Origin of the sequence: Nocardioides eburneiflavus (assembly GCF_004785795.1) — a bacterium.
In the GTDB taxonomy this organism is placed as follows: Bacteria; Actinomycetota; Actinomycetes; order Propionibacteriales; family Nocardioidaceae; genus Nocardioides; species Nocardioides eburneiflavus.
Genome location: NZ_SRRO01000001.1, coordinates 586220 through 608748, shown reverse-complemented (window position 1 = coordinate 608748; position 22529 = coordinate 586220). Strand labels below are relative to the sequence as shown.

The 22529-nt window shown below is 72.8% G+C and carries 17 protein-coding genes; 12 read left to right on the top strand and 5 right to left on the bottom strand.

Features of this window, described 5'->3' with window-relative positions; all coding sequences use genetic code 11:
- A complete protein-coding gene (locus EXE59_RS02860; RefSeq protein ID WP_135837545.1) occupies nucleotides 1-1383 on the top strand; it encodes a vWA domain-containing protein in 1383 nt (460 codons plus the stop codon).
- Here EXE59_RS02860 and EXE59_RS02855 read toward each other — a convergent pair.
- Together EXE59_RS02855 and EXE59_RS02850 are read right to left on the bottom strand one after the other, a co-directional pair.
- Nucleotides 1368-3716 carry a hypothetical protein gene (locus tag EXE59_RS02855; RefSeq protein WP_135837544.1) on the bottom strand — a complete coding sequence of 783 codons (2349 nt, stop codon included), beginning with the start codon at nucleotides 3714-3716 and terminating at the stop codon, nucleotides 1368-1370. The genes EXE59_RS02860 and EXE59_RS02855 overlap by 16 nt on opposite strands.
- A 1-nt stretch (nucleotide 3717) precedes the next feature.
- Nucleotides 3718-4152 carry a hypothetical protein gene (locus EXE59_RS02850; protein WP_135837543.1) on the bottom strand — a complete coding sequence of 145 codons (435 nt, stop codon included), beginning with the start codon at nucleotides 4150-4152 and terminating at the stop codon, nucleotides 3718-3720.
- A gap of 200 nt (nucleotides 4153-4352) precedes the next feature.
- On the opposite strand from EXE59_RS02850, the gene EXE59_RS02845 reads away from it, so the two are divergent.
- Complete coding sequence (locus EXE59_RS02845) at nucleotides 4353-5876, top strand: potassium/proton antiporter (protein ID WP_135837542.1); 1524 nt, start codon at nucleotides 4353-4355, stop codon at nucleotides 5874-5876.
- A gap of 58 nt (nucleotides 5877-5934) precedes the next feature.
- Here EXE59_RS02845 and EXE59_RS02840 read toward each other — a convergent pair whose 3' ends face one another.
- A complete protein-coding gene (locus EXE59_RS02840; RefSeq protein WP_135837541.1) occupies nucleotides 5935-6438 on the bottom strand; it encodes a LytR C-terminal domain-containing protein in 504 nt (167 codons plus the stop codon).
- Nucleotides 6438-6734 (bottom strand): type II toxin-antitoxin system VapB family antitoxin, encoded by a 297-nt coding sequence (locus EXE59_RS02835; RefSeq protein ID WP_135837540.1) that lies wholly within the window; start codon nucleotides 6732-6734, stop codon nucleotides 6438-6440. The genes EXE59_RS02840 and EXE59_RS02835 overlap by 1 nt, the downstream gene beginning before the upstream one ends.
- Nucleotides 6735-6891: 157 nt before the next feature.
- Here EXE59_RS02835 and EXE59_RS02830 point away from each other — a divergent pair, with 157 nt between their 5' ends.
- On the top strand, nucleotides 6892-8526 hold the full coding sequence (locus tag EXE59_RS02830; protein ID WP_135837539.1) for a helicase HerA-like domain-containing protein: 1635 nt from the start codon (nucleotides 6892-6894) through the stop codon (nucleotides 8524-8526).
- Between the two features lie 3 nt (nucleotides 8527-8529).
- Here EXE59_RS02830 and eccCa read toward each other — a convergent pair whose 3' ends face one another.
- A complete protein-coding gene (gene eccCa, locus EXE59_RS02825; RefSeq protein ID WP_246056451.1) occupies nucleotides 8530-12525 on the bottom strand; it encodes a type VII secretion protein EccCa in 3996 nt (1331 codons plus the stop codon).
- Between the two features lie 114 nt (nucleotides 12526-12639).
- Here eccCa and EXE59_RS02820 point away from each other — a divergent pair, with 114 nt between their 5' ends.
- The 9 genes from EXE59_RS02820 to tsaD all read left to right on the top strand — a co-directional run bounded on the left by EXE59_RS02820 (nucleotide 12640) and on the right by tsaD (nucleotide 22480).
- The gene (locus EXE59_RS02820; protein ID WP_135837538.1) at nucleotides 12640-14019 is read left to right on the top strand and encodes a hypothetical protein; all 1380 of its coding nucleotides are present in this window, start codon (nucleotides 12640-12642) and stop codon (nucleotides 14017-14019) included.
- Between the two features lie 144 nt (nucleotides 14020-14163).
- Nucleotides 14164-14475, top strand: a complete 312-nt coding sequence (locus tag EXE59_RS02815) for a WXG100 family type VII secretion target (protein WP_135837537.1) — start codon at nucleotides 14164-14166, stop codon at nucleotides 14473-14475.
- 39 nt (nucleotides 14476-14514) lie between these two features.
- A complete protein-coding gene (locus EXE59_RS02810; RefSeq protein ID WP_135837536.1) occupies nucleotides 14515-14805 on the top strand; it encodes a WXG100 family type VII secretion target in 291 nt (96 codons plus the stop codon).
- 147 nt (nucleotides 14806-14952) lie between these two features.
- On the top strand, nucleotides 14953-16335 hold the full coding sequence (eccD, locus tag EXE59_RS02805; protein ID WP_135837535.1) for a type VII secretion integral membrane protein EccD: 1383 nt from the start codon (nucleotides 14953-14955) through the stop codon (nucleotides 16333-16335).
- A gap of 3 nt (nucleotides 16336-16338) precedes the next feature.
- Nucleotides 16339-17763: a type VII secretion protein EccB gene (locus EXE59_RS02800; protein ID WP_135837534.1), complete on the top strand. Its 1425-nt coding sequence runs from the start codon at nucleotides 16339-16341 to the stop codon at nucleotides 17761-17763.
- Entirely contained in the window at nucleotides 17763-19001 is a 1239-nt protein-coding gene (locus EXE59_RS02795; protein ID WP_135837533.1) for a S8 family serine peptidase, read from the top strand. Before EXE59_RS02800 ends, EXE59_RS02795 begins: the two co-directional genes overlap by 1 nt.
- A gap of 45 nt (nucleotides 19002-19046) precedes the next feature.
- Nucleotides 19047-20114 carry a sugar phosphate nucleotidyltransferase gene (locus EXE59_RS02790; protein WP_135837532.1) on the top strand — a complete coding sequence of 356 codons (1068 nt, stop codon included), beginning with the start codon at nucleotides 19047-19049 and terminating at the stop codon, nucleotides 20112-20114.
- A gap of 38 nt (nucleotides 20115-20152) precedes the next feature.
- Complete coding sequence (locus EXE59_RS02785) at nucleotides 20153-21454, top strand: UDP-N-acetyl glucosamine 2-epimerase (protein WP_135837531.1); 1302 nt, start codon at nucleotides 20153-20155, stop codon at nucleotides 21452-21454.
- Nucleotides 21455-21457: 3 nt separating this feature from the next.
- On the top strand, nucleotides 21458-22480 hold the full coding sequence (gene tsaD, locus EXE59_RS02780) for a tRNA (adenosine(37)-N6)-threonylcarbamoyltransferase complex transferase subunit TsaD (RefSeq protein ID WP_135837530.1): 1023 nt from the start codon (nucleotides 21458-21460) through the stop codon (nucleotides 22478-22480).
- The last annotated feature ends 49 nt before the right edge of the window (nucleotides 22481-22529 follow it).

Sequence of the window (22529 nt, the reverse complement as noted above, 5' to 3'; positions counted from 1 at the left end):
ATGACCCTGCTCGACACCCACATCGGCTTCGTGGAGGCGCTGCGCTCCGCGGGGTTGTCGGTGTCGCTCGCCGAGGGCCTCGACGCCATCAGCGCGCTGGAGAGGGTGCAGTGGCACGACCGCGAGACCGTACGCGCCGCGTACGCCGCGACGCTGGTGAAGCGACAGCCCCAGCGGGTCACCTTCGATGCCGTCTTCGACATCTACTACCCGCGGCTGATCGGCGGCGGGGTCGCCGGTGACGGACTCGAGCCCGTCGACGGCCCGCAGGACGCCGGGCCGCAGCTCGAGCGCTTCCGCGAGGCGCTCGCCGCCGCCCTCGCGTCCGCTGACGCGCAGGCGTTGCAGGACCTTGCAGTCGAGGCGGTGGCGCGGTTCGGCGCGATGCCGGGCCGGGGGCCGGGGCTGTCGAGCTGGTCGGCCTACACCTCGCTCCAGCGGGTCTCGCCGGGTGAGCTGATGGACCGGCTCGTGCGCGGCCTGCTGGCCGCCGGGATGGAGCCCGAGCAGGCCGAGCGCACCGCGGGGCGGCGCATCGGTGACTTCACCCGGCTCGTCGAGGGCGACGCGCGTCGGCGGATCGCGGAGGAGAAGGGCCCCGAGCACGTGGCCGGCGTGACCGTCCGCCCGACCATCGACCGACTCGACTTCACCGCGGCCCGGCGCAGCGACCTCGACGAGATGCGGCGCGAGATCTATCCCCTCGCGCGCCGGCTCGCGGCCCGGCTCACCAAGGAGCAGCACGCGCGGCGCCGGGGACCGCTGGACGTACGCCGCACCGTGCGCGCCTCGATCGCGACGGGCGGGGTGCCGCTCGAGACCCACCACCGGCCGCGCCGGCCGCACCGCACCGACCTCGTGGTGCTGTGCGACGTGAGCGGGTCGGTCGCCAACTTCGCGCAGTTCACGCTGATGCTGGTGTACGCGCTGCGGGAGGCCTTCAGCGGCGTCCGCGCGTTCACCTTCGTCGACGACGTCGTCGAGGTGAGCGACACCTTCCGGCAGGGCGCCGACGTGGTCGAGGTGATGGAGTCCCTGGCGTCGAGCATCTCGCAGGCTGCGCTGTGGGGCCGCACCAACTACGGCAGGGCGCTGACCCGCTTCGCGGAGGAGCACGGCGACGCGGTCGGGCCGCGGTCGTCCCTGCTCGTGCTCGGGGACGGACGGTCGAACTACAGCGACCTCGCCCTTCCCGTCCTGGCGGACCTCGCCGGCCGGGCCCGGCACGCCTGGTGGCTCAACCCCGAGCACCCCCGGCACTGGGGCACGGGCGACAGCGCGGCGGACCGCTACGGCGAGGTGGTGCCGATGGTCGAGTGTCGCAACCTCGCCCAGCTCGGCGAGTTCGTGCACGAGGTGGTGCAGCCTCACCCGACCAGGTAGCCGAGGTCCTGCATCCGGGTGATCTCGGCGCGCAGCTCGGGGTGCTCCGCGACGTCGGCGGCCTTCGCCCCGGCGACGTAGAGCGGGGTGCCCTCGGCGTCGCCGCCGTCGAAGACCACGGTGAGCCGGTTGGCGGTCCGGGCGTTGATCAGGGAGCCGAGCAGTGCCACGGGGTCGGAGCGGTCCTCCAGCGACAGGACGCGGGTCGCCTCCGGGATGCGTGGCACCTGCGCCGACGGGGCGCCGGCGGTGACGACCTGGTCGACGACGAACCGCTCGGACGAGGCGCTGGCCGCGATCTCGGCGGCGATCGTGCCGCCGGTCGCCGAGCCGACGAGCATCACGCGGGCGTCGTCCTCGGTCACTGCCTGCTCGATCGCCCTGATGACGTGGTCGGCCGACGTCGTCGGGTCGGCCCCCACGAGGCGCAGTCGTCCGGGCTCGTGGCCCAGGGTGCCGGGCAGGTAGGCGATGTAGCGGCCGGCGCCGACCCGCTGGACGCTGATCTTGCGGTCCTCGGCCAGCAGGTTGGCCATCAGCTCCTCGAGCGAGCGCGGCGCGGCGCCGGTGAGCGTGCCGACCTGCGGCTCGGGCTCGCTGGCCTCGACGAAGGAGCCGGCGGAGTCGCGGAAGGCGGAGACGGCGTCGGTGCCGAACGGCTCCACGCCGATCGCCCGCAGTCCGCCGCGAGCGGCATGGGCGCCCTGGTCGGAGGCCAGCACGCCCGCGGTGAGCAGCGAGCGCATGTGCAGGCCGTCGAGCAGGCCGCCCCCGCCCGACAGGTGGTCCATCAGGTCGGGGTTGTTCTCGGCGAGCTCGTTGAGGTAGGCCGTGACGCCGTCGCGGTCCAGCGTGTCGGTCTCGATGAGGCCGGCGCTGACGATCGCACCGCCGAGCGCCACCTCGGGGGCGAGGTAGCCGATGGCACGACCGGCGATGGAGCCGAGGGTCTTGTAGGCCGCCTCCTGGAGCTCGTCGATCCAGCGGTAGGTCAGCACCGTGGCGCGTACGACGAGGGCGTCCGCGTCGAGCTCGACGGACCGGGTGAGGAGGCCGTGCTTGCCGGTGGTGGTGGCGCGGATGTCCTCCTCTGCCTGGCCCCACGTCGCCCTCGAGAGCTCGCCCGAGTCCACCACGTCGTCGTCGCCGAGGATCTCGGTGCCGAGCCGGGCCCTGGTGCGCATCTCGTTGCCGGAGGTGTCGAAGAGGTCGGCCAGCGCGAGCATCTGGTCGTACTTGTCGGCCGCGACGCTCGCCGAGGCCTCCTCGGGGGTGTCGGTGGCGTGGGTGCGGGGGATGTCGAGGTCGCTCACGTCGGGGTCCCTGCGGTGTTGTCGGACGGGGGAGCGCAGCGGAGGAGGCCGAGAAGACCGTGGGGTGGCTTCACGTCGACGGGTCCTCTCGGAGGGAGACCTGGGCCAGCACGGGTGCGAGCTCGGTGGCCAGGTCGTCGGGGTCCACCCGTACGACCGCGACGCGCGCACCGTCGTCGTGGCGGGGGTCAGGGAGTGCCAGCCGTCCTTGAGCAGGACCCAGGACACCACGCCGACCGACGTCGTGGCGCGCTCGGAGACCTCCGCGGCGAGGATCCGGAGGCGCCCGCGGCTCTCGGCGTGCACGGCCGACACGGCCGCGGCCGCCTCGGCGTCGCCGAGCTCGTCGCCGTCGGCGACGACCGGACCGCCGGACTGGCCGACGAGCACCGGGACGAGGTCGGAGCGGCCCGACCTGAGCGCCTCGCCGACGGCGTCGGCGAGGGCGTAGGGGACGTCGAGGACCTCCGGCACCTGGGAGGCGCCGACGGGCAGGTCCTCCGGAGGTGCGGTGACGCGGGCCAGCTCGGTGGTCCACTGCTCGACCGGGAACCAGGCGAGCTCGAAGACGATGCCGTCGCAGGTGGACAGGCTCGCGACCGCGTGGCCGGTCTGGCGGTGCCAGGCCTTGACCTGGGTGGTGCCCGCGGCGACGTCGATGTCGAGCGCGAGCCGCGGCGTCGCCAGCAGGCCGACGGCGCCCACGACGCCCGGGTCGGCTCCGTCGTCGGTCAGCAGGCCGCGGCGGCGCAGCGTGTCGTGCGGGTCGTGGAGCGTGCCGAGGGCATCGGAGTAGGCGGTGTCCTCGACGGCACCGCGACCGCGGCCGAGACGCCCCGAGAGCGACCCGGCGCCGCTGGCCTCGTCGGCGTCGGGCAGCACGTCGAAGGGTAGTGGGGCGCCGCCGGCGAGCTCGGCTACCAGGCGCAGCTCGGGCAGGGTGAGGGCGAGGCGCCGCGCCATGCCGTCCAGGAGGCTGGTCGGCGGCGGGGGCGGCGTGGTCAGGTCGATGGTCACCATGTCAGAGCCCCGGGAGCGTGACGGTCAGCCAGTCCTTGTGACCGGCGGGCGGAGGGTCGAAGGCGAGCAGGGAGGCGTCGGTCGGGTCCGCCTCGGCCGGGGTCCCGTCCGGACCCGCGGCCTCGCTGGCGCGCGTGCGGGCGTCCTCGACGAGGGCGGTGGCCTTGTGGGCGCGGGTGTCGATCGCCTCCTTGAGCGTGTCGACCTCCTGCAGGTGCCGGGCCAGGGAGTCGGCTGCGGTCTCGTGGTGGCCGGCCGCGGCACGCAGGTGGTCGGCGCGCTCCTTGATGCGCTCGCGCATCGCGTCGGCCGCCTTGCCGTGCCACGGGACGGCCTCGGCCTGCGCGACGAGTCGAGCGGCGAGGGCGCGGATGTCGCCACCCTGCTCCCGCAGCTGCGCGACGCGCTTGCGCCCGGCGGCGGTGTCGCCGTACATCGATCACACCCTTTCGTCGGTGCATGCCTACCCGCGGACCCGGTCCGTCAAACGTCCTTCCGGCGGCTTGATTCTGCCCCAACGAGGCTCCGGGCAGGTCCACGCCCGAGGCGTCCACGGCCGGTGAAGGCCGCCGCCCGGGCACCTGGTGGCCGATAGGATCGGCACGGTCCCGAACCCGCGAGCGACACGAGGTGTGCATGACGTTCGACGTCCACCAGCTCGACGTGTTCGTGCTGGTCGGCGCGGTCGTGACGCTGGCGGCGATCCTGGCCGTCCGGGTGTCCGCGGGTGTCGGGCTCCCCTCGCTGCTCTTCTACCTGTTCATCGGGGTGCTGCTGGGGGAGGGCGGCCCGTTCGGGATCCAGTTCGAGGACGCCCAGCTGGCCCACGCGCTCGGGTTCGGCGCCCTCGCCGTGATCCTCGCCGAGGGTGGCCTTACCACCGACTGGCGGCAGATGAGGTCGAGCGTCCGGCTCGGCATGTCCCTGGCGACGGTCGGCGTGGCGGTCTCGGTCGCCGTGGTCTCGGTCGGCGCCCACTACCTCCTCGGGCTGCCGTGGGAGCTCGCCGTCCTGCTCGGCGCGATCTGCTCGCCGACCGACGCGGCGGCCGTCTTCTCGGTGCTGCGTGCGCTGCCGCTGCCCAAGCGCCTCACCGGCGCGCTCGAGGCGGAGTCCGGGCTCAACGACGCGCCCACCGTCGTGCTGGTGGGCATCATCTCCACCGGCGCGGTGGGGGAGTCGGGGCTGCTCGCCACCAGCGGCATCATCGTCTTCGAGCTCCTCGCCGGTGGTCTCGTCGGCGTCGCCTGCGGCTTCGCCGGCGCCTGGGTGATGCGCCGGGTCGCTCTGCCGTCCTCCGGTCTGTACCCGCTCGCGGTGCTGTGCCTGGCGTTCACCGCGTACGGCGCGTCCTCCGCCCTGCACGCCTCCGGGTTCGCCGCGATCTACGTCGCCGCGCTCATCCTCGGCAACAGCGAGCTGCCGCACCGGGTGGCGACGCGCTCGTTCGCGGAGGGCGTCGCGTGGCTGGCGCAGATCGGGCTGTTCGTGATGCTCGGGCTCCTGCTCTCCCCGAGCAGGATCGACCTCGACACCGTCGTGCAGGCGCTCGTGACAGGCCTCGTCCTCACGCTCGTCGCGCGACCCCTGTCGGTGCTGGTCAGCAGCGTCGTCCAGCCGATGGGCTCGCGCGACCTCGCCTTCATCTCGTGGGCCGGCCTGCGCGGCGCGGTGCCGATCGTGCTGGCCACCATCCCGCTGTCGGAGGGCGTCGAGGGTGCCGACGACCTGTTCGACATCGTCTTCGTGATGGTCGTCGTCTACACCCTCCTGACCGGTCCGACCCTGCCGTGGGTGGCGCGCCGGCTCGGGGTGGCGCGACGCTCCGAACCGCGCGGTCTCGACGTGGAGGCCGCGCCGCTCGACAAGGTGGCCGCCGACCTCCTGCAGGTCACCATCGCGCCGACGTCGAAGATGCACGGCGTCGAGGTCGGCGAGCTGCGGCTGCCCCAGGGGGCGTCGGTCTCGCTGGTGATCCGCTCAGGGGAGGTGCTCGTCCCGGAGCGTCGTACGGTCCTGCGCCACGGCGACGACCTCGTGGTGGTCACGCCCCGCAAGCTGCGCGAGGCCACCGAGGCCCGGATGCGACAGGTCTCGGAGAGCGGGCGTCTCGCCCTGTGGCTGGGCGACCCGTCACGGCGCGACCGCGACCGCGACTGACCCGTACGGACGTCGGCCCGCCGACCCGTCGGACCGTCGACCGGCCGGGCCGCGCGGGTCACTCCGAGCCGGTGGCCCGGCAGTAGGTGGCGTCGGCCTTGGTGACGACGGACTCGACCTGCTTCTTGCGCAGCGCCTGGAAGTTCTCGCCGACCACGACGACGATGCCCGGGCCGAGGGCCTCGCCCTGCACGACCTCGGCCCTCCTGAACTGCCTCTTGACGAGCAGGACCGCGGGGTTCGTCGGGTCGGCGGACCAGATCTGGGTGGTGGTCGCAGGCAGGGGGGAGTCGCCGATGTCGCCCTCCACGAAGCCCCGCTCGGCGAGCTGCGCGCTCGTCGCGCCCGCCAGGCCGCTGCGCCCGCTCCCGTTGAAGACGCTGACCACGACCTGGTCGCGGCGCACCTCCGAGCCGGCGGTGACGGTCTCGTCCTCGCAGATCGCGACGGGCTCCTCCCGGGGGAGCGGCGCCGTCAGCGCGGCCCAGCCCCACACCGCGGCGATGAGCACCAGCACGGCGAGCACCGCGAGCGTGAGGGCGGACCGGAGGGCGCCGCTCATCAGCCGTCCGCCTGGTGCACGCGGGCGTGCAGCACGCTGCGCTGCTGGAGCGCGGCCCGCAGCGCGCGGTGCAGGCCGTCCTCGAGGTAGAGGTCGCCGCGCCACTCCACGACGTGGGCGAACAGGTCGCCGTAGAACGTCGAGTCCTCGTCGAGCAGGGCGTCGAGGCGGAGGGTGTCCTTGGTGGTCACCAGCTCGTCGAGCCGCACCTGGCGCGGGGGCAGGTCCGCCCAGCCGCGCGAGTCCAGCCCGTGGTCGGGGTAGGGCCGGCCGTCGCCCACCCGCTTGAAGATCACGCCGGTGACTATATCGACGCCCTCGTCGTCGCCCCACGCGCTGGCCAGGCTCCGGGTCTCGATACGCCCGTCGCGACCTCGTGCCTCGTGCGCGGGGCTACTCGACCTCCCTCGCCACGCTCCGCGCGACTCCGTCGCTCGCAGCTAGGCTCGCGACATGACCGAGACCCCTGAGGCAGAGCCGACGCCGACCGAGGCCGCGCCGGAGCCGGCAGCTCCGGCCGACCCGATCTCGGAGGCGGTCGCCGCCGGCTACCGCTTCGAGGGCCCGGCCCTCGAGCTCGGCGGCCTGATGCTCGACGCGGAGAACCTCGCCGACGTACGGGTCCGGATCCCGCTCGGCATGCTCAACCGCCACGGCCTCGTCGCGGGCGCCACCGGCACCGGCAAGACGAAGACCCTCCAGCTGCTCGCCGAGCAGCTCAGCGCCCACGGCGTCCCGGTCTTCGCCGCCGACATCAAGGGCGACCTGTCCGGCATCAGCGTCCCCGGCGAGCCGAGCGACAAGCTCACTGCGCGTACGTCCAGCGTCGGCCAGCAGTGGACCGCGACCGGCTTCCCGACGGAGTTCTACGCCATCGGCGGCGAGGGCATCGGCGTGCCGGTCCGGGTCACGATGAGCGCGTTCGGCCCGACGCTGCTGGCCAAGGTGCTCGGCCTCAACGAGACCCAGGAGTCCTCGCTCAGCCTGGTCTTCTACTACTGCGACAAGCAGGGCCTGCCCCTGCTCGACCTCGCCGACCTGCGTGCCGTCCTGCAGTACCTCACCGGCGACGAGGCCGGGAAGGCCGAGCTCAAGACGATCGGCGGGCTCTCGCCGCAGACGGCCGGGGTGATCCTGCGCGAGCTGGTCGCGTTCGAGGCACAGGGCGCCGACGTGTTCTTCGGCGAGCCCGAGTTCGAGACGAAGGAGTTCCTGCGCACGACCGAGGACGGCCGCGGCATCGTCAGCCTCCTCGAGCTGCCGAACCTCCAGGACCGCCCCGCCCTGTTCTCGACCTTCCTCATGTGGCTGCTCGCGGACCTGTTCCACGACCTGCCCGAGGAGGGCGACCTCGACAAGCCCAAGCTGGTCTTCTTCTTCGACGAGGCGCACCTGCTCTTCGACGACGCCTCCGACGCCTTCCTCGACCAGATCGCCCAGACCGTACGGCTCATCCGCTCCAAGGGCGTGGGCGTCTTCTTCGTGACGCAGTCGCCCACCGACGTCCCCGACGAGGTGCTCGCCCAGCTCGGCTCGCGGATCCAGCACCAGCTCCGGGCGCACACCCCCAACGACGCCAAGGCGCTGAAGGCGACCGTGAACACCTATCCGACCAGCGCCTACGACGACCTCGGCGAGGTGATCACGTCGCTGGGGATCGGCGAGGCCGTCGTGACGGTCATGAACGAGCGCGGGGCACCCACCCCGGTCGCCTGGACCCGGTTGCGGGCGCCCGAGTCGCTGATGGACGCGGCGGAGGCGTCCGCGATGGAGGCCGCCGTCGCGGCGTCCCCGCTCACCGCGAGGTACGCCGGGGCCATCGACCGCGAGTCCGCCCGCGAGCTCCTCGCCAAGAAGCTCGAGGAGGGTGCGCGCAAGGCCGCCGAGGACGCCCGGATCAAGGAGATGGCGCGCGAGCAGAAGAACGCGCGCGTCACCGAGAAGTCGACGCAGAGGTCGACGCGCAAGCCCGCCGCGGAACCGGACTCGATGATGGAGACCGTCGTGAAGTCGACGGCGTTCAAGGACTTCATGCGCACCGCCGCCCGCGAGATCGCGCGCGGGATGTTCAAGAGCGGGCGCCGCTGACGCTCACATCGTCGGCTCGAGCCAGGCCAGCTGCGCGGTCTGCGTCCCCCCGTCGCGGGTCACGACGCGCGCGCGGCCCTCGGGGGCCGGCTGCGGGCGGAGGTTGCCGATGAGGACGCCCTCGTCGCGCGGGCCCGACAGCATCACGCCGGGCATCGCGAGGTCGCGCAGCGACTGGATGACGGGCTCGTAGAGCGCGCGGGACGCACCACCCGTACGCCGCGCCACGACGACGTGCAGCCCGACGTCGCGCGCCTGCGCCATCAGCGGCTGCAGCGACGAGACGGGCGAGGACTGCGCCGTCGCGACCAGGTCGTAGTCGTCGACCACGACGAACACCTCGGCCCCGGTCCACCACGACCTGTTGCGCAGCTGCTCGGGCGTCACGTCGGGGCCCGGGATCCGGCCCTCGAGGTAGCTCGCGATGTCCTTGAGCGTCGGCGTGGCCTGGGTGGCGGAGGTGAGGTAGTTGAGCAGGTACTCGTCGGGGACCTCGCCGAGCATCGAGCGGCGGTAGTCGACGAGGACGATCTGCGCCTCCTTGGGGGTGCGCGTGCGCATGATCTCGTGGACGTACGTGCGCAGCAGGGCGCTCTTGCCCGACTGGCCGTCGCCGAAGATGAGCATGTGCGGCTCGGCGTCGACGTCGAGGCCGATGGGCGCGAGCTCCTTCTCGTTGATGCCGAGCAGGATCTGCTTCTCGGGGACCTGGCGGCGCACCGCGTCCTCGCGGATCGCCTCGAGGGTGACCAGCTCGGGCAGCAGGCGCAGCTTGGGACCCTGCGGGCCCTTCCAGGCCGCCGCCATCCGGTCGATGAGGTCGTCGACGCCGTCGCCGAGCGTGTCGGCGCTGCCGTCGCCGTCGATGCGCGGGAGCGCGCCGAGGAAGTGCAGCTTGGACGGCACCAGGCCGCGTCCGGGGCGGCCGACCGGCACGAGGGCGGCGACCTTCCGGTCGACCTCGGAGTCGAGCGGGTCGCCGAGGCGCAGCTCCAGCTTGGAGCCGAAGACGTCGCGCATCGCGGCGCGGAAGTCGGCCCAGCGGGTGGACGCGGTGACGATGTGCAGGCCGAAGGTGAGGCCGCGCGCGGCGAGCTGCTGGATCTCCATCTCGAGGTTGTCGAACTCCGCGCGCAACGTGCTCCAGCCGTCGATGACGAGGAAGACGTCGCCCCAGCCGTCGTCGGCGCGCCCCTGGGTGCGCCGCGAGCGGTAGGTCTCGATGGAGTCGATGCCGTTCTCGCGGAAGTAGGCCTCACGCCGGTCGACGATGCCCTCGACCTCGGCCATCACCCGGCGTACGACGTCGGGCTCGGAGCGCGTCGCGACGCCCGAGACGTGCGGCAGCCGGGTCAGCGGGGCGAACGTGCCGCCACCGAAGTCGAGGACGAAGAACTGCGACTCCAGCGGGGTCGTCACCAGCGCCATGCTCGTGACGATGCTGCGCAGGAGGGTGCTCTTGCCCGAGCGCGGCCCGCCGACGACGGCGACGTGGCCGGCGGCGCCGGTGAGGTTGAGCGTCATGGTGTCGCGGCGCTGCTCGCGCGGGCGGTCGACGGTGCCGAGCGGGATGACCAGGCCGGGCACGTTGCGCCACTGCGGCGAGGTGAGCCCGAGGTCGGGGCTCTCGACGAGGTCGGGCATGAGCTCGTCGAGGGTGTCGGGCACGTCGAGCGGCGGCAGCCACACCTGGTGCGCCTCCGGGCCCTTGCCGACCATCCGCTGCACGGCGATGTCGAGCAGCGACGGCTGCTCGCCCTGCTGCGGCTGCGGTGTCGCGACCTCGGTGACCTCCTCGGTCGGCTCGAGGGCCTGCACCTCGGAGATGGTGAACGGCAGGATGCCGCGAATCGCGCCGCCCTCGTCGCGCGTGACCCGGGTGCGGCTCGACGGCGGCCCCGAGACGTACGCCGCCTTGAACCGCAGCAGCGTGGACTGGTCGGGCTTGAGGTAGCCGAGGCCCGGCACGGCGGGGAGCTCGTAGGCGTCCGGGACGCCGAGCACCGCGCGAGACTCGCCGGCCGAGAAGGTGCGCAGGCCGACCCGGTAGGACAGGTGGGACTCGAGGCCGCGCAGGCGCCCCTCCTCGAGCCGCTGCGAGGCGAGGAGAAGGTGCAGGCCGAGCGAGCGGCCGAGGCGGCCGATGGCGACGAAGAGGTCGATGAACTCCGGCTTGGCCGAGAGCATCTCGGAGAACTCGTCGACCACGATGAACAGCGACGGCATCGGCTCGAGCGGCTCGCCGTTGGCGCGGGCCTTCTCGTAGTCGCGGACCGAGGCGTAGTTGCCGGCGTCGCGCAGCAGCTCCTGGCGTCGGGTCATCTCGCCGGACAGGGCGTCCTGCATGCGGTCGACGAGGGTGAGCTCGTTGGCGAGGTTGGTGATGACGGCCGACACGTGCGGCATGTCGGCCATGCCGGCGAAGGTGGCGCCACCCTTGAAGTCGACGAGCACGAGGTTGAGCTGCTCGGAGGAGTGGGTCATCACCAGGCCGAGCACCAGCGTGCGGAGGAACTCCGACTTCCCGGAGCCGGTCGCACCGATCACGAGGCCGTGGGGACCCATGCCCTGCTGGGCGGACTCCTTGATGTCGAGGTGGATCAGCCCGCCGGAGTCGCCGATGCCGATCGGTACGCGCAGCCGGTCGCGGACCGGACGCGGGCGCCACGCCGTCGCGGGGTCGTAGGCGAAGATGTCGCCGAGGCCGAGCAGGTCCATGTGGTCGGGCGTCGTGGACGTGATGTCGACGACGCCGCCGGCCGAGGCGGACTCGGCGCTCGCGGTCTTGAGCGGGGCGATGCGTCGGGCGAACGCCTCCGCGGTGGCGACGTCGCACTGGTCGGCGAGCGCCTTGACCGGCTCGCCGCGCAGCCGCAGTGCCTGCACGGGGCGCTTGCCGAGCTCGTCGGGGGCGTCGGCGAACTCGAGGCGCAGGCGCGTGGAGTCCTCGAGCTCGTCCCAGCGGCTCGGCAGGTCGAGGAGCGTCACGCCGTGGAGGCCGTCGGGCGGGACGATGTGGTTGCCGGGAGGCAGGTGACCGCCGTCGATGACGAGCAGGATGTGCGGCGTCGCCGCGCGCTCGTCGGCGCCGAACCGGGGCCGGTCGCTGAGGTCGGGCGGCAGCAGGTTGCCCAGGTCGTCGAGCGAGGTCGACACCAGCCGCATCGGGCCGACCGCGTCGGCCTCGCGGGTGCTCTGGGCGTGGGGCAGCCACTTGACCCAGTCCCAGTGGGTCAGGTTCTGCTCGGAGCTGAGCACGGCGACGATCAGCTGGTCGGGGTTCTGGAAGGCCGTCGCCGAGCAGATCATCGCGCGGGCGGTCGAGCGGACCTCCTCGGCGCCGCCGCACAGCTCGATCCGGTCGAAGGCGCGCAGGTCGATCGAGGCCGGCAGGTTGGGCTGGAGGCGGTGGACGACCAGCAGCCGGTGCAGGGCGGACGCCGCGGCAGGGTCGACCTGGTCCACCGGCGCGCTCTCCGGGGGGACCAGCTCGAGCGACAGGGGCTGCGAGCACAGGCCGTAGCGCACGTGCAGGAAGTTGTCGTCGGAGGCGGTGTGCTCCCACAGCCGCGTCCGGTCCTCGGCGAGCGAGGGCAGGGCGGACGGCTCGGGGTGGTGCCAGTTCAGCGCGCGGCGCTGCTGGTCGGCCGCGTCGCGGGCCACCTTGCGGATGTTGCTGAGGTAGCGGAGGTACTCGGTCCGCGAGCCGGTGACCTGCTGCGCGCGCTGCTTACGCTGGCGGTCGATCTGCACGATGATGAAGCCGAGCGTGGCGAAGAGGAACATGCCGGCCGCGAGGAAGCTGCGGCTGCGGTTGGCGCCGCCCATCGTGGCGACGAGCACGATCGAGCCGAGGCTGCCCAGCATCGGGATGGCGTTCATCAGCACGCCGCCGGCGCCCTCGCCCTCCTGGAGCTCCGGCGGTGGCTGCAGGACGATCTGGCCGCCCGGCATCTCCGGCTCGTCGAGCCGCTGTCCGCCCCGCAGTGTCGTGCTCACGCATCCCCCGTTGCCTCACCCGATGAAGTCGCGACGATGATAGGTGTGCTCCTGCACCGCCGCGACTATCGTGCACGCAGAAGCGCCCGCCCGATGCACGCGAAGGGGGAATCCGTGTCGGACGTCGCGATGCCCAGCAACGCTGGTGCGACCATCCCGCTGAGCATCCACGGCCCGGCCGGTGTGCTCGACCTCGTCGTGCCCACCGGCGCGACCCCGGTCGACGTCGCTCGCGAGTACGCCAGGCAGGCCGCCGAGGTGGGGGACGTGGCGGGCATCCCGCTCCTGCAGACCGCGCTCGGCGAGCGGCTCAACGCCGCCGTCCCGCTGGGGGAGGCCGGCGTCCAGCCCGGTGACGTCCTCGTCGCGACCACCGGGGTGCACCGTCCGCGCAGGGTGACGATGCTCGAGGCCGCCAAGAACGCGCCCGAGACCCCCGAGCTGGCCTCGCTGGTCGCCGCGGTGGGCGCGGTCGTCGCCGCGCTCGCCGGCTGGTACGCCGGGCGCTCGGGCGAGGAGACCGTGCGGACCGCCGCGGTCGGGGTCCTGCTCGCCTGCGCCCTCGTCGGCGCGCTGCCCTACGGGCGCCACGCCCGCCAGCGCGCGGCCGCCGCGCCTGCCTTCGCCGCAGCGGCCGCCTTCGCCGCCCTCTACGAGCCCGGCGTGCACCTCCTCCCCGCGATCCTCGGCGCCGCCGCCATGTCCGCGGCCGTGGTCGCCGGGATCGGGCGGGCGCTCGCGGTGGTGGGCGACGAGGTGAGCACGGTGTGGATCGTCGGCGGGCTCACCGTCTTCGCCTGCTGCGCCGTGCCGGCCCTGCTCGGGTGGGACGCCCGCGTCGCCTGGACGCTGCTCGTCTTCGGCTCGATGATGGCGGCACGCTTCGCGCCGTCGCTCGCCGTCGACGTGCCCGACGACGCGCTCCTCGACCTCGACCGGCTCGCCGTGACGGCCTGGTCGGCCCGCGACAGCCAGCGCTCGGGACGGCGGGGGCGGATCGTGGTGTCCGCCGCCGCGATGGAGCGACTCGTGCGCCGGGCCTCCCGCACCGTCACCGCCGCGGCCGCCGCGATCCTGGTGTCCGTGGTCGTCGCCAGCCCGCTCCTGCTCCACAGCGCGAGCATCGACCTCGACCGCATCGGCGCCCGCTGCCTGGTCTTCTTCGCGGGCTGCTCGCTGCTGCTGGCCGCCCGCTCCTACCGGCACTCCGTGGCGCGGGCGCTGCTGCGGCTGGCCGGGCTCGGCGCGCTGGCGGCGCTCGCGATCCACCTGGTCGCGGGCGCGGGTGCCGGACACGTCGACACGTTCATCTACGTCGCGGTCGGGCTCGGCGTCATCGCCCTCGTCGCGGCCGTCGCGACCGGTCGCGGCTGGCGCTCGGTGTGGTGGTCGCGCCGGGCCGAGGTCGCCGAGTCGCTCTGCGGCAGCTTCGCCTTCGCCGCGGCGGTCGTCGCGGCCGGCGTCTTCCGCCGCCTGTGGGAAATGACGTCGTGATGTTTAGCCCCGATTTCGTCGGGTAGATGCTCGTCAGCGCGGGGGGCCGGGACGTCTCCCCGAGCACCGGACCACCAGTCCAGTGGATCACCCAACACACGAGAATCTCGGTCGGCTCGGCCGCCGAGGGAGAAGGATCTTTCCATGAGCGAGATGTACGGCCAGACAGAGAAGGCCCTCTCCAAGGGCGCCGACTTCGTTGACCAGGCCCGCGGCGACGTCAAGAACAAGTGCGGCGTCCTCTCCGGCAACATCCAGACGATGATGGGTGGATGGGGCGGCCAGGGTGCCACCGCGTTCAACAACCTCATGATCGCCTGGGACCAGAAGCAGGAGACCATCCTCAAGGCCCTCGACCAGCTCTCGGCCTCGATGAAGGAGACCGAGCGCGACAACGTCTCGACCGACGAGGCCCAGTCCTCCACCCACGCCAACCTCCAGGGCCGTCTCGGCTGACGCCGGCACCCGACACCTGAGATCTAGGAGATCGAGACAATGACTTTCGACGGAATCAAGGTCCAGCACGGCAGCCTCGAGACCGGCGCCGCCGACGTGATGAAGGCCGCCAAGGACATCGAGGCCCGCCTCGACCAGCTCGAGAACGACCTCAACCCCCTGAAGTCGGACTGGAACGGTAACGCCAAGATGGCGTACGACCAGGCCAAGGCCAAGTGGGACCAGGCCATGCAGGAGATGACCCTCCTGCTCCAGCAGGCCAGCCAGGGCGTCGACGCGTCCAACGCCGAGTACAAGGCCGCCGACGCTCGCGGTGCCAACCGCTTCTGAGCCACGCGCATCGTTCGAGGCCGGTCGTCCCTCCGGGGATGATCGGCCTCGCGGCGTCTCGGGAGCCGCTTTCGCCTAGGCTGCTCCCCGTTCAGTGCTCCGGCCCCTCGGGCGGGCGCAGGTGCAGCACACACAGGGGGAACACCAATGAGTCAGGGGTCCTCGGTCGCCTCCGGCCTGGTCCGGGTGACCATCGCCTCGGGGTCGCGCCGCGTCGATCTGGTGCTGCCGGGCTCGATCCCGGTCGCCGAGCTCGTCCCCGAGCTCGCCCGGTCGGTCGGGCTCCTCGACGCCTCCACCGTCTATGGCGGCTACCGCTTGGTGACGCAGGAGGGCCGGACCCTGGCCAACGACGCGGGCCTGACGATGCAGGGCATCGAGGACGGCGGCCTGCTGACCGTCACCGCCGGTGTCGACGACAAGGCGCCCCGCGTCTACGACGACGTGGTCGAGGCGATGGCCGACGTCGTCGAGAACGAGCTCAAGCCGTGGGAGGCCGCGGCCGGGCGGCGTACGGCCCTCGGTGCCGGCAGCATCCTGCTCGGCCTCGGCGCCCTGGCCCTCCTGCTCCAGGGCGAGAGCCTGCTCGGCGGCGTCGCCGCTGCCGTCATCGCAGCGCTGCTGGTCGTCGGCGGCATCGTGCTGGCCCGCGCCCAGGGTGAGCCCGAGGCCGGCGTGGTGGTCTCGTTGCTCGCCGCGGTCTACGCCGGCGCCGCGGGCCTCCTGCTGGCCCCGGGCGACCTGCCCGACTGGAGCTGGCCCCTGGACGACGCCTTCTTCACCGCTCCTCTGCTCTTCGCCGGGCTCGGCATCCTCGCCGTCGGCCTCGTCGCTGTCGTCGGCCTGCAGGACGGCCGGCCGCTGGTCATCCCCGCCATCGTCGTGGGTGCGGTCCTGGTCGCCAGCTCCGTCCTGGTCCAGGTGGCGTCGCTGGAGCCGGACACCGTCTTCACGGTGCTGCTGACCCTCGTCGTGCTGGCCGGCAGCATCTTCCCGTGGCTCGCGCTCGGGGTCACCGGCACCAGCGTCGACCAGCTCTACTCCCTGCACGACATCACTGCCGACCCTGACGAGATCGACCCCGACGAGGTGGCCGGCGACGCCCGCACGGGCCACGAGATCCTGCTCGCGGTCTCCGCCACGGTCGGCACCCTGCTCGTCCTCCTCGCGCCCTTCGCGGTCGGCCGCGGGGTCTACGGCACGATCCTGGCTGCCGTGTGCTGCCTCGCCGTCATGTTCCGCACCCGCCAGTACCGCACCGGAGCGGAGGTGCTCGCGGGGCTCGTCTCGGGCATCCTCGGCCTGGTCTCGGTCGCCGTGTCGATGCTGCTCAACCACGACGGGTGGCGCGCGGGAGCCGCCATCGGCCTGGCCGGCATCGGCGCCGTGCTGCTGTCCCTGACCCTGGTGCCGGCGTCCGCATCCGTACGCCGCGGCCGGATGGGCGACGTCGTCGAGACGATGACGCTCCTGGCGCTGCTGCCGCTGATGGTCCTGGCGGCCGGGTTCGTCTCCGCGGTGGCGGGCTGAGCGATGGCGACCAAGAAGGACCTCGTCGAGGCCCACGCCTTCAGCCGCCGCCGCCTGGTCACCGCCTTCGTCTCGGGCGCCCCGGGTGGCCGCGAGGTCGAGCCCGTCCGCCCCGGACGGGTGCTGATCGGTGGTGTCGCCCTGTCGGTGCTGCTCCTGGCCGGGGCGGCGATCGCCGGGTTCCTGCTCGGTCGTCCTCCGGCGCAGTGGCTCGACAAGGGCAGCTTCGTCATCTCCAAGGACACCGGCGAGCAGTACGTCGTGCTGCGCGGCGGCGACGACCCAGTGCTCCAGAGGGTCCCCAACTACGTCTCGGCGCAGCTCCTGCTCGGCGAGGACGAGCTGACGCCCTACACCGTGCGCGACAAGTACATCCGCACCGTCCAGCTCGGCGAGGACCTCGGCATCGAGGGCGCGCCCGCCGGCCTGCCCTCCGCCGGCGAGCTCGTCGACGACGGCTGGACCGCGTGCACCGCCGCCGACACCGGCATCAAGGTCGCGCTGCAGCAGACCCCCACCGTCGAGGACCTCACGGCCTCTGCCTTCCTGGTCTCCAGCAAGGGGCAGCAGTGGCTGATCGCCACCGCGCCCGGCGTCGGCAGCGATCAGGGCACCGCCTACCGCATCCCGATGCCCGCCGACGAGACCCAGGCCTCCACCGTGGGCGATCGGCTCGGCTTCGCGGCGACCGCGACCGAGGTCGACGAGGAGTGGCTCGACCTCTTCCGGATCGGCGAGCCGCTCGAGGAGTCCTCGTTCGGGGTGACCCGGGGCGGCGAGCGAGTGCCCTACGGTGACACCGGCACCGACCTGTCGCGCTACCGCATCGGCGACCTGCTGGTGTCCAGCGAGGGCACCTACTACCTCCTCGGCGACGAGAAGCCCGAGCGGCTGAACGACTTCGCGGCGATGGTCTACGACGTGGTCGGTGAGCCCGCCACCGAGATCCCCGACCGGCTCTACGCCTCCTTCGGTGACGCGAAGATCCCCGAGGAGTGGCCCTCCGGCCTGCCCCAGGCCGTGGGCACCGGCGCGATGTGCGCCGTGCTGCACCCCGAGCCCGGCGCCGCCCCCATGGTCAGCCTGGCGACCAACCCGACCGGAGCCGCCGACCCCGTCGAGGCCGAGGTGCGACGGGGTCGCCACGCCGTCGACGTCGAGCCCAGCGCCGGCGCCTACGTCCTCTCCGGCTCCGACGAGTCGACCGACAGCGGCACCCCCTACGTCATCGACACGAAGGGCCAGAAGTACGCCCTCTACGGTCCGGAGGTGCCCGACTACATCGGCTACTCCTCCGTGGACCCGGCGGTCGTCCCGAGCTCGTGGCTGCGGTTCTTCGAGCCCGGTGTCGTGCTCTCGACCAACCGCGCGAGGCGCGTGCCCGACGACGCACCGCCGCCCGAGGACGCGACGGCGGACGCCGGCTGATGGCTCGCTCGCTGCTGCGTACGTCGCTGGCGGGCGGCCTGCTCGCCGCCTCGGTGGTGTCCCTGGGTGCAGCACCGGCTGCCGCCGACCACGACGCGCCCTGCCTGCCCGGTGAGGTCCCCGAGTCCGAGCGCCTCGCCGACACCCACACCAAGGACAACCTCGCCTTCGAGCGGATGCACGTCGAGCGTGCCCAGGAGCTCGCCACCGGTCGGGGGGTGAAGGTCGCCGTCATCGACAGCGGCGTCGTGGGTGTCGAAGGCCTGGCGGTGACCGGGCGGACGGCGATCCCCGGTGTGGCCAGCGGGTTCCTGTCCGGGCACGGCACGATCGTCGCCGGGCTGATCGCAGGGCCGCGCGGCGTCGCCCCCGACGCGGAGGTGTTCGACGTCAAGGTCTACGACGCCGACGACGCCGACACCACGCAGGGCGAGCGGGCGCTGACGTCCGCCGGCATCGTGGCCGGGATCGACGCCGTCATCGCCGCCCAGCCCCAGCAGCAGGTCGACATCGTCAACATCTCCCTCGCGGTGCCCACGGCGGACCCGAAGCTCGAGGCCGCCGTCGCCCGGCTCGTCGCCCTCGACGTGGTGGTCGTCGCCGCGGCGGGCAACGCGGAGCCGGGGAGCGACTCCGACACGGGATTCAAGGGCACCCCCGACAGCGACGCCGACGTCTTCCCCGCCGACTACCCCGGTGTGCTGGCGGTGAGCGCCTCCCCTCCGGGCGACGAGAACCCCAGCACCTACGTCCTGCCCAACCGCGACACCGACGTCGCCGCCCCGACCCTCGGTGCGATCTCCGCCAACGCCAACGGCCAGGTCTGCGAGGTCGGCGAGATCGCGACGTCGTGGGCGACCGCCGAGGTCAGCGGGATCATGGCCCTGCTGCGGCAGCGGTTCCCCCGGGCCACCCCCGCCCAGCTCGTCGCGCGGCTCGAGGCGACCACCGAGGGCGCCGTCGCAAGGGGAGGGGAGGACCGCACCCTCGACAACCCGTGGTCGGGAGCGGGTGTCGTGCAGGCGCGCGACGCGCTGACGCGCGAGGTCACCGTGGGTCGGCAGGGCCGGGTCGAGACGACCGAGCGGGAGACCCGCGCCGACGCCGAGGCGCCGCCGGCACCGCAGCGGATCGACCTGTTCAGCACCCCGCGCGCCATCCTGCTCTGGTCCGGGCTGGTCGCCGGGGCGCTGCTGGCGCTGGTCGTGATGCTGCGCCCGCTGCTGCGACGTACCTGAGCCGTTGCCCCGACACCGGTGGGTACGGCGTGGTGGAATCGTGGCATGACCGACACCTCGGGCGAGCCGATCGCCGTCATCCTGGCCGGCGGCCAGGGTTCACGGCTGTGGCCGATCAGCCGTGACCGCGCGCCCAAGCAGTTCCAGCCCGTGGTCCGCGACCGGCCGCTCCTCACCGGCACGATCGAGCGCCTCAGCGAGATCGTCGACCCGAGCCGGATCCACGTCTCCACCCGGGCCCGCTTCGCCGACGCCGCCCGCGCCAACCTCGGTCCGGTGCCCGCGGACAACCTGATCCTCGAGGAGGACCCCGCCGGGCCCGCGACCGCCTTCGCGCTCAGCGTCGCGACCCTGTCGCACCGCTACGGCAACGCGCCCGCGCTGATCGCGCCGTCGGACCACCTGATCAACGAGGAGGAGGCGTTCAACGCCGCCTCCCGCGAGATGCTCGCACAGCTCGAGCAGTCACCCGAGTCGATGGTCGTGCTGGGCGCGGAGCCCACGCGCTACGACCCGAGCCTGGGCTACATCCACACCAAGGGTGGCGACGGCGCCGTCGAGGTCATCGAGTCCTTCCACGAGAAGCCCGAGCTCGAGACGGTCGAGGAGCTCGGCGAGACCGGCTCCCTCTACTGGAACACCGCCTGCTACGGCGTACGGGTCGGGCGGGCGTGCGACGCCTACCGGACGGCGCTGCCGCTGATCTTCGACTCGATCGAGCGGTTCGCGCGCGGCCACACCTCCGACCAGGGCTACCGCGGCGCCGCGATCGGCGGCCACGAGATCTATCCCCTCATGTGGGCGGGCATGGAGTGCCTGGTCGTGCCGCGCCGCCTGGGGTGGACCGACGTCGGCACCTGGACCCGGCTGGAGGGGGTGCTGCACGACCAGCGGGTCACCTCGATCGGCCCGGCGCTCCAGCTCGACGCCGAGGACACCCTGGTCGCCAGCATGGACGGACGCCCGGTGGTCACCCTGGGCGCGCGCGGGCTGATCATCGTCACGCACGAGGACGCGGTCTACGTGCTGGACAAGCAGAAGGCGCTGGACACGGGCACCCTGGACCGCCTCCGTTCGCTCCTGGCGGCCAGCACGCGCGAAGATCTCCTCTGAAGCGCGCACCATCCCCGGTCGCCCCGTCGAAGGAACCCATGTCCCACGAGAACTGCCAGCACATCGTCGTCGTCGGCACCAAGCCCGACATCATCAAGCAGGCGCCGATCTACCACGAGCTGCGCGAGCGCGGTCACGACGTCGTGCTCTGCCACACCGGTCAGCACTACGACCACAACCTGTCGCAGTCGATGCTCGACGAGTTCGGGGTGCAGGAGGACATCAACCTCGAGGTCCGCGGCGGCGTGAACGACCTCGTGTCGGGCATCACGGCCAAGCTCGCCCAGTACCTGCGCGGCTTCGCCGAGCGGGGCGGCTTCCCCATCACCTACGTCCACGGCGACACCACGACCGCCATGGCCGGCGCGCTGGCCACCTTCGGGGAGCGCCAGGCGCTCGTGCACGTGGAGGCAGGGCTCCGTACGCTCTCGCCGCGCCCCGAGGTGCTGCGCGGGTGGATCGAGCAGGGCGCCGACCTCGACTGGGCGTCGTTCCGCGACCAGTCGGTCGACCGCGCCAGCTGGTCCAGGGGCAGCCGCGAGCCGTCCCCCGAGCAGTTCAACACCCGCGTCGCCGACGCCGGGTCCGACCTGCACGCCGCGCCGGTCGAGCTCAACCGCGAGTTCCTCCTCGACGAGGGGTTCGCCCCCGCGGCGATCGACGTCGTCGGCAACTCGGTCGTCGACGCCCTCGCGCAGGCGATCGCCGGCAGCGACAAGAACCAGGTGCTCCAGAAGTTCCCGCAGATGGGCGACGGCTCGTTCCTGCGGTTCTGCGTGCACCGCCGCGAGAACACCACCAACCGCGAGCGCTTCAACCTGCTCATGGACGCGATGGAGTCGCTGCTCGAGCAGGGCCACCACGTGCTGTTCATCCGGCTGCTGGGCACCGAGTCGGCCATCGACAACTTCGGCCGCCGGCAGTGGCTCGAGGACCTCGAGGCGAGGTACGGCGACGCGCTGATCTCGACGCCCGTGTGGGACAGCTACCTCGACGTCGTCGCCGCCATGTCGATGTGCGCGGTGATCGTGACCGACTCCGGCTCCATCGTCGAGGAGGCCAACGTCCTCGAGGTGCCGTGCGTGACCCTGCGATTCGGCTCCGACCGCTCGGAGACCTTCCTCGCCGGCAGCAACTTCCTCGCCCCGCCCGTCGACAAGGACCTGATGACCAGTGTCATCCACCACGTCTTCGAGCACCGCGCCGAGCTGTCGTGGGAGCGCGTCTACCCCGAGAAGGCCTCGGCGATGCTCGTCGACGCGGTCGAGCGCCGCCTCGACGAGGGCAGCCTGCTGATCTCCGAGGAGTGGCGCTACGGGCTCAAGGCGAGGCTGCGCTGAGCCATGACCATCGTCCTCGGAATCGAGACCTCGTGCGACGAGACCGGCGTCGGCCTGGTCCGTGACGGCGTCCTGCTCGGCCAGGCGCTCGCGTCGAGCATGGAGGAGCACGTGCGCTTCGGGGGCGTGGTGCCCGAGATCGCCGCCCGTGCCCACGTCCACGCCATCGTGCCCACCATCCGGGCGGCGCTCGACGACGCCGGCCTGACCCTCGACGACGTCGGCGCCATCGCCGTCACCACCGGCCCCGGGCTCGCCACGGCCCTGCACGTCGGCGTCGCCGCGGCCAAGGCGATCGCCGCCGCGACGGGGCTGCCGCTCTACGGCGTGCACCACCTCGCCGGCCACGCCGCGGCGGACACGCTCGACCACGGCCCGCTCCCGGAGCGCAGCGTCGGCCTGATCGTGTCCGGCGGGCACACCTCGCTGCTGCACGTGCGCGACCTGACCCGTACGCCCATCGAGCACCTGTCCGACACCCTCGACGACGCCGCCGGCGAGGCGTTCGACAAGGTGGCGCGCCTGCTGGGACTGCCCTACCCGGGCGGCCCGGTGATCGATCGGGTCGCCGCGACGGGCGACCCGACGGCCGTACGCTTCCCGCGCCCGCTGACCGGGCGCAACGACTCCCGGCTGGGGTTCTCGTTCTCCGGGCTCAAGACCGCGGTCGCGCGCTACGTCGAGCGCACCCCGGACCTCGACGTCGCCGACACGGCGGCGAGCTTCCAGGAAGCCGTGGCCGACGTGCTGACCCGCAAGGCCCTCCTGGCCTGCCAGGACCAGCGCGTCGACACGCTCGTGATCGTCGGCGGGGTCGCGGCCAACAGCCGGGTGCGCTCGCTCGCGCAGGAGCGCTGCGACACGGCCGGCATCGAGCTCCGGGTGCCGCGCATGAGCCTGTGCACCGACAACGGCGCGATGATCGCCGCGATCGGGGACCTGCTCGTCCGCGACGGTGCGAAGCCGTCCAGCCTCGACGTGACGGTGCACCCGACCATCGAGCTCCAGACCGCACAGCTGCTCTGAGCCCGCCGCGCCGACCCCGTCGTACGCCGAAGGCCCCGCACCGGGTGAG